11 protein-coding genes are annotated in these 10,570 nt (G+C 67.2%); 2 read left to right on the top strand and 9 right to left on the bottom strand.

Going from position 1 to position 10,570, the window contains the following annotated elements:
* From A5646_RS10570 to fadD5, 6 genes are all read right to left on the bottom strand, one after another.
* Positions 1–910, bottom strand: a 910-nt coding sequence (locus tag A5646_RS10570) for a virulence factor Mce family protein (protein ID WP_156765576.1), incomplete at its 3' end; no start/stop codon positions are given.
* Positions 907–1,947, bottom strand: a complete 1,041-nt coding sequence (locus A5646_RS10565) for a virulence factor Mce family protein (protein WP_067021599.1) — start codon at positions 1,945–1,947, stop codon at positions 907–909. The genes A5646_RS10565 and A5646_RS10570, both read right to left, overlap by 4 nt.
* The gene (locus A5646_RS10560; RefSeq protein WP_067021597.1) at positions 1,944–3,251 is read right to left on the bottom strand and encodes an MCE family protein; all 1,308 of its coding nucleotides are present in this window, start codon (positions 3,249–3,251) and stop codon (positions 1,944–1,946) included. The genes A5646_RS10565 and A5646_RS10560 overlap by 4 nt, the downstream gene beginning before the upstream one ends.
* 5 nt (positions 3,252–3,256) lie before the next feature.
* Positions 3,257–4,126: an ABC transporter permease gene (locus tag A5646_RS10555; protein WP_066861586.1), complete on the bottom strand. Its 870-nt coding sequence runs from the start codon at positions 4,124–4,126 to the stop codon at positions 3,257–3,259.
* A gap of 1 nt (position 4,127) precedes the next feature.
* Complete coding sequence (locus A5646_RS10550; protein ID WP_066861583.1) at positions 4,128–4,943, bottom strand: ABC transporter permease; 816 nt, start codon at positions 4,941–4,943, stop codon at positions 4,128–4,130.
* Positions 4,944–5,236: 293 nt separating this feature from the next.
* Entirely contained in the window at positions 5,237–6,832 is a 1,596-nt protein-coding gene (gene fadD5 / locus A5646_RS10545; RefSeq protein WP_067021605.1) for a fatty-acid--CoA ligase FadD5, read from the bottom strand.
* Between the two features lie 183 nt (positions 6,833–7,015).
* On the opposite strand from fadD5, the gene A5646_RS10540 reads away from it, so the two are divergent.
* Positions 7,016–7,699, top strand: a complete 684-nt coding sequence (locus A5646_RS10540) for a GntR family transcriptional regulator (RefSeq protein ID WP_197499482.1) — start codon at positions 7,016–7,018, stop codon at positions 7,697–7,699.
* Positions 7,700–7,786: 87 nt separating this feature from the next.
* Here the strand turns inward: A5646_RS10540 and A5646_RS10535 are convergent, their stop codons facing one another.
* Both A5646_RS10535 and A5646_RS10530 read right to left on the bottom strand, forming a co-directional pair.
* Positions 7,787–8,227 carry an SRPBCC family protein gene (locus A5646_RS10535; protein ID WP_066861577.1) on the bottom strand — a complete coding sequence of 147 codons (441 nt, stop codon included), beginning with the start codon at positions 8,225–8,227 and terminating at the stop codon, positions 7,787–7,789.
* Between the two features lie 31 nt (positions 8,228–8,258).
* Complete coding sequence (locus tag A5646_RS10530; protein ID WP_156765575.1) at positions 8,259–8,741, bottom strand: thioesterase family protein; 483 nt, start codon at positions 8,739–8,741, stop codon at positions 8,259–8,261.
* Between the two features lie 14 nt (positions 8,742–8,755).
* On the opposite strand from A5646_RS10530, the gene A5646_RS10525 reads away from it, so the two are divergent.
* On the top strand, positions 8,756–9,868 hold the full coding sequence (locus A5646_RS10525) for an alcohol dehydrogenase catalytic domain-containing protein (protein WP_067021601.1): 1,113 nt from the start codon (positions 8,756–8,758) through the stop codon (positions 9,866–9,868).
* Here A5646_RS10525 and A5646_RS10520 read toward each other — a convergent pair.
* On the bottom strand, positions 9,865–10,570 hold a 706-nt coding region (locus A5646_RS10520; RefSeq protein WP_067021595.1), incomplete at its 5' end, for an alpha/beta hydrolase. The genes A5646_RS10525 and A5646_RS10520 overlap by 4 nt on opposite strands.

Raw genomic sequence — 10,570 nt, 5'->3', positions numbered from 1 at the left:
AGAACGGGCCGGAGGCGATGGCCTCGTTCAGCGACGGCAGAAACTTGCCGACCTCGGTGAAACCGTTGGCCAGATCGTCTTTGCGCTGCACCAAGATGTCGCTTACGGTGCGCAGCTGCTCCAGCACGTGGTTGAGGTTCGGGTTGTCGTTGATCAGGCCCTTGACCTGTTCGGAGAACGCCGCGACGTTGCTCAGCAGGGCGTTGATGGCCTGGCCGCGTTCGTTGAAGGCGGCCAGCAGGGTCTTGGCGTTGACCAGCGCCCGGTCGATCTGGTCGCTACGGTCACCGAGGATGCCCGCCACCTGGTTGGCCTGGGCGAGCAGGTGCTTGACCTCTTCGTCGCGCTTGCCGATGGTGTCGGAGAACTTGGCCACGCCTTCGAGCGCGGGGCTCAGGTGCGGGTAGGTCTGGTCGATGGTCTGCGACAGCACGTGCAGCGACTGCTTGACGGCGTCGATGTCCCAGCCCTGCGCGGCCTTGGTGACGTCGAAGAACGCGTCGTAGATCTGATAGGGCGTGGTGCTCTGGCCGATCGGCAACGTCGACCCGGGCCGCAGCGTCTGGCTGCCGCGCGGCTCGAGTTCGAGCACCTTCTTTCCGAGGATGGTGTCCGTCTTGACGGCCAGCCTGCTCTCGGTGCCGAAGGTCGCGGTGCCGGCGTTGAACTGGATCACGATGTGATCGCCGTCGATCTTGAGACCCTCCACCTTGCCGACGTCCACGCCGGCGATGCGCACCTTATCGCCCTTGCTGAGACCGCCGGTATCGGCGAACTGCCCGTAGTAATGCGGTTTGGCCATCAACATCGGGACGCTGGTGAAGCTTTGGCCCACTCCGATCACCAGCACCGTGACGACGATGCCCATCAGCCCGATGCGGACCCGGTTCGGGGGTTCGAGAGTTCTCATTGCGGCGTGCACCTACCCGTCGGCTGCTGGAACAGCCGGACCGTGCGGACCGGGCCGCCGGCCTGCAGACCGTTGATCTTCAGGGTGATGTCGCAGGCGTAGAAGTTCACGAAGTCCCCGTATGACCCGATGGCGCGCCCGATCATGTTCAACGCGGTCGGCACCTTCTTCAGGTAGTCCTGCAGTTGATCCTGCTGGTCGATCAGCGGCTGCTGGACGGCGTCCAGGTAGTTGATCGTCTTGTGCAGCAGGCCGCGGTTTTCGGCCAGCAGGTCGGCAACCGTGCCGGCGGCGTTGCTGATGTGCGCGGTCCCCCCGGCCAGTTGGTCGCCGTGGTCCTTAAGACCGGTGATCAACACCTCCAGATTGTTGATGGTCTGGTCGAACTGCTGCCGGTGCCGGACCGTCGTGTCCAGCACCGTGTTGAGGTTCTTGATGACCTCGCCGATGGCCTGGTCACGCTCACCGAGTTGGCTGGTCAGCTGCGCGGTCTGGTCGAGGATGTCGTTGATGGTGCCACCCTGCCCCTGGAACACGGTGACCAGCGCGGTCGCGATGCTGTTGACCTTCTGTGGGTCGAGCGCCCGGAACAACGGCTTGAAGCCACCGATCAGGGCGTCGAGGTCGAGCGCCGGCTGGGTGCGGGCGAGCGGGATGAACCCGCCGGGCGCCAGCACCTTGTCGGCGCCGTCGCCCTGGCCGCGCTTGAGTTCGAGGTAGCGGTTGCCGATCAGGTCCAGGTAGCGGATCTGGGCGGTCGTCGACTGATACAGCGGGATCGAGCGGTCGACGTTGAATTTCACCCGTGCCCGCTTGCCGCCGTCGACCAGTTCCACCGTGTCGACCTTGCCGACCTCGACCCCGGAGGCGCGGACGAACTGACCCGCGCGCAGGCCGCTGACGTTGGTGAACTCCGCCGTGTATCCGCTGGTGCGGTCGAAGCGCATCTGACCGAACACCACGATGATCATCACGGTGAAGATCAGCAGCACCACCGAGAAGATGCTGAGCTTGACAAGGGTTCCGGTGATTTTCATGGGTTGATCGTGTTATCCCCTACCTGGCGTCCCCAGACGTACTCGATCGCATACGGCGATCCGGTGTCCAGGTGGTTGTACGGCGCAAGGCTGTTGCCGGAGTCCATCACCAGTTCCGGTGCGGGCCACAGGTCATGGGTGAGCGGTTGCCAGCACCCCGGGGCACCACCGGGGCCGCCGCGCGCGTTCACCCGCGGCAGGTTCTCCGGCCACACGTAGGGGTTCGGCGCGCCACCGACCAGGCCGGCGACGCCGCCGAGCCCCATCGTGAGCGCGGCGACCGCGACCAGCGACAGCGGGTTGGCGACCAACCCCAACCCGGACAGCGCCTGGGTGTGGCTGTTGAGCGAGTAGCCGTTGCCGCCCAGGAACGAGGCGGCCTTGGGCTCGATGTCGTGGTAGTTGCGCACGGTGCAGAACAGCTCGGGACTGTAGGTGTCCAGCAGCTGCGCCGTGGGCACCAGGTCTTCGGCGCCGCGCGCCAGGTACGGACCGCCCTTGTTGAACAGCTCGGCACCGGTGTTGCCGAAGCCGGCCGCCGACAACAACGCCTGATCCAGATCCTTTTGCTGGGCGTTGATGGTGCGCGAGGTGATCACCGCGTTGTTCAAGAAGTCGAACAGGTCCGGCGCCGCGTTCGCGTAGGTGTCGCCCAGCGCCGCCAAACCTTGAATGTCCTTGCGCGCCTGGGGCAACCGCGGATTCACATCATCGAGCAAGATGTTGGCGTTGACCACCGACTGGCCGAACTTCTCGCCCAGCCCCGACAGCGACTGCGCCGCGGCGCTCAGCGTCAGGTTCAGCTTGATCGGATCCACCTTCTCCGCGATCGAGGTGATGGTCTGGAACAGCGTGTTGATCTCGGTGGTCACCGAGCGCGCATCGATCACCGTGCGCGACGAAATCTTCTGCGGCGACGGATTCGCCGGCGTCGTCAGCGAGACGTACTTGCCACCGAACACCGTCGTCGCCTTGATGTCGGCGTTGACGTTCGACGGGATCAGCTTCAGGTAGCGCGGATACACCTCGAGGGTGAACTTGGCGGCCGGCTTGCCGTCGCGCACCGTCTCCGAGATCGAGCCCACCCGGCCGATCTCCACCCCGTTGTAGGTGACCTTCGAACCCGGGTCCATCACCAGTCCGGCGCGCGCGGCCAGCATGGTCAGTTGCGTTTTGGGGGTGAAGCTGCCCCGGAACTGCCCGTAGATCAGGGCCAGCGCCAGCGCGGCGACGACCAGCAGCGCCACGCCGGCCAGCTTGTAGGGCGGGGTGCGGGGGGCGTTGGTCTGGATCGGGCTGGCCATGGCGGTTACACCGTGAGCGCGAAGTTGGGGTTGACGCCATAGAGCGCCAACGCGGCGGCCAACACGACAACCTGCACCGACACCAGCGAGAAGCGCATCGATCGACCGACGGCCTCACCCACGCCGACGGGACCGCCGCCGGCCTCATAGCCGTAGAAGCAGTGGGTGATCATCACGACCGCGGTGATGATGATGGCCTCCAGGAACGACCAGAACACGTCCTCGGGGCGCAGGAACGTCCGGAAGTAGTGCTCGTAGGTGCCGTTCGACTGCCCGTAGATCACCGTCGTGGTGATCTGCGGGGACAGGAAAGTCATGATGATCGCCATGGAGTAGATGGGGATGATCACCACCAGCCCGGCCATGATGCGGGTGGAGGCCAAGAACGAGATCGACTTGATGCCCATCACTTCCAGGGCGTCGACCTCCTCGCTGATGCGCATGGCACCCAGCTCCGCCGTGGCGCCGGCGCCGACCGTGGCGGCCATGGCGATGCCGGTGACGACGGGTGCGGCGATGCGCACGTTGATCAGCGCGGCGAAGAAGCCGGTGAACGCCTCGACGCCGATGTTGCCCAGTGAGGCGAAGCCCTGGATGGCGACCAGCGAGCTACCGGACAGCGTCACGAAGCCGACGATGGCGACGGTGCCACCGATGACCGCCATGGCGCCGGTGCCCATGCCGATCTGGGCGATGAGTCGCAGGGTCTCCTTGCGGTAGTTGCGCACCGCGTGCGGGATGTGCCCGACGGCGATGGCGCCGAACCACGCCATCTGACCGATGTCGTCGAGACCGCGAGCGGCGGCGAGGCCGTAGCGGTTGAGGTTCTCTGCCGCCCGCGGGAAGCGGGCGCGGAAGACGGCGGAAGTCGACACGTCAGTGCCCCGTCCCGAACCGGACACCGATGGTGGTCAGCACGACGTTGACGGCGTAGAGCGCGACGACACAGAGCACGACGGTCTCGTTCACGGCGGTGCCCAGGCCCTTGGAGCCGCCGCGCACGGTCAGGCCGCGGTAGCAACCGACCAGCCCGGCGATCAGCCCGAAGACGGCGGCTTTGACCGTCGCGATGACGACCTCGGGCAAGCCGGTGATGGTGGTCAGCGTGGCCAGGTAGGCGCCACCCGACACGTTCTGCAGGTAGACGCCGAACAGGTAGCCGCCGACCAGGCCAACGGTGATCACCAGGCCGTTGAGCAGGGTCGCGACCAGGGTGGCGGCCACCACCCGGGGGACCACCAGCCGGTGGATCGGGTCGATGCCGAGCACCTCCATCGCGTCGATCTCTTCGCGGATGGTGCGGGCGCCCAGGTCCGCGCAGATCGCGGTCGAGCCGGCGCCGGCGACCACCAGCACCGTGGTCAGCGGGCCGAGCTGGGTGACGGCGCCGATCGCCGCGCCGGCGCCGGAGAGGTCAGCGGCCCCGAACTGGGCGAGCAGGACGTTGAGGGTGAAGATCAGCAGCACGGTCAGCGGGATCGACACCATGATGGTCGGCAGGAACGCCACCCGCATGATGAACCAGCACTGCTGGATGAATTCGCGGTACTGGAAGGGCCAGCGGAACAGCGCCCTCCCGGTGAGCACGCACATCCGGAAGAATCCCCCGACGAGCGTCAAAGGCGTCTCCAGTTGGTCGCGAACGTAGCCAACCAGGTAGGGACCCCGCCGACTTGTCGACGTTGAACTCACCGTTGCCCCCTCGCGACGTCACCGCGCGCCTCCCAGCGCCGCGGCGGATCGTGTAGCACGCCTCTCCCCCTCGCCGCGAGGCGGCTGGGTGTGCCCCCGCCTCGCCCCGACTCAACGTGTGTGACCATCGGCTCCCTACTGGCAAGTAGTAACGGAGACCACAGGAATGTACCCGATGGCCAATCAGGTGTGAACCGCATCCGCACAATTAACCCTTCGCCAACAGCTGGCAAACGTTACAGCTCCCGTCAACTTTCCTTTCTGCCCCTAAAACCTCTTGCCGTAGAATGGATTTAGTCGATTTCTCCGACGCCGTAGCGAACCCGCAGTTCAGTCTTGAGCACCTTGCCGGCCGGGTTGCGCGGCAACGCATCGACGATCTCGAGCGCCTTGGGGTGCTTGTACCGCGCCAGCCGCTCGGTCAAAAACTCGTCCAGCTCTTCGAGCGCTAAATTGTCGCCCGCGACAGCGGCGACCGCGATCGGCACCTCGCCCCACTTCTCGTGCGCCCGGCCGATAACGGCCACCTCGACGATGCTGGGGTGGCTGGCGAGGACGTTTTCCACCTCGGCGCAGTAGATGTTCTCGCCACCGGAGATGATCATGTCCTTCTTGCGGTCGACCACCCACACGTAGCCGTCCTCGTCCATGCGCACGAGGTCGCCGGAGTGAAACCAGCCGCCCGCGAACGCTTCCGCTGTGGCCTGCGGGTTGTTCCAGTAGCCGCTCATCAAAGTTGGTGCGCGGTAGACGATTTCGCCAACCTCGCCGATCGGAACGTCGTTCATGTTTTCGTCGACGACGCGGGCGGCCACGGTGGGGATCACCTTGCCAACCGAGCCGCGTTTGCGAATGGCGTCCTCGCCCAGCAGCATGCACGTCACCGGCGACATCTCCGTCTGGCCGAACGCGGCCAGTATCTGGGCGCCGGGGAACCTCGCCGACATCTCCCGCAGCAGCGCGTCGGGGGCCGGCGCGGCGCCCCAGGAGATCACCCGCAACTTCAGGTCGCGCGGGCGAGCGTGTTGTTCGGCGCAGACCGCCTGCCACTGCGCGGGGACCAGGAAAATCCCGGTGACCTTCTCCGCGGCGAGCACGTCGAGTAGTTGTCCGGGCTCGAACGCGCCCAGCGGGTAGATCACCGTCGGGATGCCCAGCAGCACGCCGGTCAGCAGGTTGCCGATGCCCGCGATGTGAAAAAACGGCACCCCGATGAATCCGACGTCGTTGTTGATGTCGGCGCCGTTGGTGTACAGCCCGGTCATGGTCTGGCCGGTCAGATTCGTGTGGGTCAGTACGGCGCCCTTCGGCCGCCCGGTGGTGCCCGAGGTGTACATGATCAACGCCGGCGAGTCATTGGGGATGTCGACGGGTTGGTGCTCCTCGCCGGGCTCATCGATCAGGTCTTCGTAGCCGAGGACGTTGTCGTCGGCCGGGCCGCCCGCAACCACGACGGTGGCCAGCATTGACTCGATGTCGCGGACCCCGATGGCCACCGGGGCCAGCACCGGTTCGGTGATGATCACCCGCGCCTCGCAGTCCTGGACCAGGAACGCGATCTCGGCTGGCGTGAGTCGGAAGTTCAGCGGAACCGCGATGGCGCCGAGCATGCTGACGGCCAGCACCGATTCGACGAACTCGGTGCGATTGAGCATCAGGATCATCACCCGGTCACCGAAGCCGACACCCCGGCGGCTCAGCGCATCGGCCAGCGCCGCCACCCGGCGGCGCAGGTCACCCCACGACAGGCTGTTGCCCAGGAACCGCAGCGCGGTCGCTTTCGGCTGCATCAGCGCGTGCCGTTCCAGTTGGTTCACCCAGTTCTGTCGCCGGGCCAGGTACGGCTGCTCGTTCGCCTGTGTCGGATGGCTCGCCAATTGCGCGGTCAAACTCAACACTTCCCTTCACTCGCGCACCGCTTGCGCCAGGTTGATATTTGATAAAACTTAGTGTTGTGTGGGTCACACTATGGCGTTGACGATCCACTGACAAGTCCCCGTTAACACCCGTCAAAACTTAAACCCCGTCCCGCCAAGCCCACGAAAGCCCTGGCAGCCCCCGTGAACGCACCGATGTCAATGCAGCCGAGGAGTCGGCGGCCGCTGCGACGGGCGCAGTTGTCCGACGAGGTGGCCGGGCGTCTGCGAGCGGCGATCATGTCCGGCTCGCTGCGGCCGGGGACGTTCATCCGGCTCGACGAGACCGCGGCCCAGCTCGGGGTCAGCGTCACCCCGGTGCGTGAAGCCCTGCTCAAGCTGCGCGGCGAGGGCATGGTGCAGCTCGAACCGCACCGCGGCCACGTCGTGCTGCCGCTGACCCGCCAGGACATCGAGGACATCTTCTGGCTGCAGGCATCGATCGCCCGCGAGCTGGCGGCGGCGGCCACCGACCACATCACCGACGCCGAGATCGACGAGCTGGACCGGATCAACGACTCGCTGGCCACCGCCGTCGGGTCCGGCGACGCCGAAACCATCGCCGGCATCGAGTTCGCGTTTCACCGCGTCTTCAACCAGGCGAGCGGCCGGATCAAGCTGGCCTGGTTCCTGCTCAACGCCGCGCGCTATATGCCGGTGCTGGTCTATGCGGCCGACCCGCAGTGGGGCGAGGCCGCGGTGGACAACCACCGCAAGCTGATCGCCGCGCTGCGCCGGCGCGACACCGCCGCGGTGATCGAGCACACCGTGTGGCAGTTCACCGATGCGGCGACCCGGCTGACCGAGATGCGCGACCGCACCGGGCTTAGCGCTTCCTGACGGTCGCGAGCGTAAGCACACTGCGAATTCGGGGGCGCCTTTGCGCAGTGGGCTTACGTTCGCGGCGAGAACGGGCTGTCGCGGCTGTTAGCTCGCGGCCAGCTGCTCGGCGCGCTGCTTGAGGCTTTCGGCCAGGTGGTCCAGCACGTTGTTGAGGAGTTGCTTCACCATGGGCGCCGGGACCGGCATCGAGGTCTCGACGTCCAGGTCCACGGTCAGCAGGCTCGAGGCGCCCATCGACACCACCGAGAACAACTGTTCCTGCTTGGTGAACAGGTCGCCCTGCTGCAGGACGGTCTGGATCTGGTTTTCGCCCGGGTAGTACACGGCCTGGATGAACATGCTCTGCATACCTTGGTAATCGGTGTCGAGCCGCAGCTGGCTGGGGCGCCCGTCGTCGTAACGCGCCAGCACCCAGAGGCCCTTGATCTCCTCGTTCCACTGCGGGTAGGCCTCGAAGTCGCCGACGATCTTCATGATCAACGCGGCGTCGGCGTCCACTTCGACGGTCTTGCTCATCACTGGCATGCGCGAAGCATATCGGGGGCGTACCGGGCCCCTATTGGTCTACGGTGGCCGTCGCCAGCAGCGCGCGGACTGCGTCGGGAATGGGGACGGATTTGCGGGTTTCCCGGTCGACGTAGACGTGCACCCAGTGCCCCAGCGCGGTGATCGGACGCGCCTGATCATGCGCCAGCCCGTTCTCGGCGCGGAACACGCCCAGCCGGTAGGTGACGCTGCTGCGACCCAGCCGGGTGACGGCCAGGCCCACCACGAGGTGCTGCGGGAATTGCAGTTCGGAGAAGTAGCGGCAGCCCGATTCGGCGACGATGCCCAGCGCGGGCGTGGTGAGCGGGTCCAGCCCGGTGCTGGTGTTGATCCAGGCGTTGATCGCGGTGTCGAAGAGTTGGTAGTACACGGCGTTGTTGAGGTGGCCGAACATGTCGTTGTCGGCCCACCGGGTTCCGACCGGCCACAGCACCGGAAAGTCGTTGCTGGTCAGCCCGTCCGGTGCGGGCGGAACTACGGAAGCCGACGCCATGGTTGTATTCCAGCATGCCTGGAATACGGGGCGCGGTCCTGGAGCACATCGGGTCACCCCGGCCCTACGCACAGTCGCGCCCGATCGCCATCACCGACCTCGACCTCGCACCGCCGGGCCGCGACGAAGTCCTGGTGCGCATCGAGGCCGCCGGCATCTGCCACTCCGACCTGTCGGTGGTCGACGGCAACCGGGTGCGGCCGGTGCCGATGCTGCTAGGCCACGAGGCCGCCGGGATCGTCGAGCGGGTCGGCGAGGGCGTCAACGATCTGGTGGTGGGTCAGCGGGTGGTGCTGGTCTTCCTGCCTCGGTGCGGTCATTGCGCAGCGTGCGCGACCCAGGGCCTGACGCCGTGCGAACCGGGCAGCGCGGCCAATGGCGCCGGCACCTTGCTCGGCGGCGACATTCGGCTCAGCCGGGCCGGGCACCCGGTGTATCACCACCTCGGTGTCTCGGGTTTCGCGACGCATGCGGTGGTCAATCGGGCCAGCGCGGTCCCGGTGCCGTCCGACGTGCCGCCCGATGTCGCGGCGCTGCTGGGCTGCGCCGTGCTCACCGGCGGTGGCGCGGTGCTGAACGTGGGGCATCCGCGGCCGGGCCAGGCGGTCGCCGTCGTCGGGCTCGGCGGGGTCGGGATGGCGGCGCTGCTCACCGCGTTGACCTACGACGACGTGCGGGTGGTCGCCGTCGACCAGTTGCCGGAGAAGTTGGCCGCCGCCCGCCGCCTGGGCGCCCACGACACCTACACACCGCAGCAGGCCACCGAGGCCGGGGTGAAGGCGGCGGTGGTCGTCGAGGCCGTCGGCCATCCCGCCGCGCTGGAGACCGCGATCGGGTTGACCGCACCCGGCGGGCGCACCATCACCGTGGGTCTGCCGCCGCCGTCGGCGCGAATCAGCGTGTCGCCGTTGGGTTTTGTGGCCGAGGGCCGGTCGTTGATCGGCAGTTACCTCGGCTCGGCGGTGCCCAGCCGGGACATCCCCCGGTTTGTCGAGCTGTGGCAGGCGGGCCGGCTGCCGGTGGAATCGCTGGTGTCCTCGACCATTGCGCTCGAGGACATCAACGCGGCAATGGACAATCTGGCCGACGGCACGGCCGTGCGGCAGCTGATCCGATTCGACGGTTAGTCGCCGTGTAACGCGCTGGACAGGGCATCGCCCTGCAGCGCGAACAACCGTTGCGAGCCCGGCCACTCGGGCAGCAGCGAATCGAAGCCGTGGCAGGTGCGGGCGAAGACGTGCAGTTCGGCCGAGACTCCCGCGCGCAGCAACCGCAGCGCATGGTCGATCGCCTCGTCGCGGAACGGGTCGATTTCGGCGCAGGTGATCAAAGCCGGTGGCAGCCCGGCGAATTCGCCTCGGCGCGCGGGCACCGTGGAGGCCGATGCGGCCGCCGGTCCCAGGTAGTAGCCCCACATCAGCTCGGCGGCCTCGCCGTCGAACGCCGGGCTGGCGCGAAATTCCGCCTTCGATCCGGTGGCCCGGTCGTCGAGCACCGGTTGGTGCAGCAACTGGAAGGCCACCGGCGGCAGTGACCCGTCGGCGGCGCGCTGCGCCAGGCATGCGGCCAGGGTGGCGCCGGCGCTGCTGCCGGCGACCGCCAACCGCGCCGGATCGACGCCGAGTGTGTCCGCGTTCGCGGCGACCCACTGCACCACCGTGTCGGCGTCCTCCAGCGCGGCGGGATAGGGGTGTTCGGGCGCCAGCCGGTAGTCCACCGAAACCACCGTGCACCGGCCGCGGCGCGAAAGCTCGACGCACCCGGGATCCGGATCGGTGAGGACAGCGCGGCCGGCGTGCCGGTGCGCGTCTACCGCGGCGGGCCCGCCG

The organism is Mycobacterium sp. 1245499.0 (assembly GCF_001673615.1).
GTDB lineage: Bacteria > Actinomycetota > Actinomycetes > Mycobacteriales > Mycobacteriaceae > Mycobacterium > Mycobacterium europaeum_A.
This window is presented reverse-complemented; position numbering and strand designations above follow the sequence as displayed.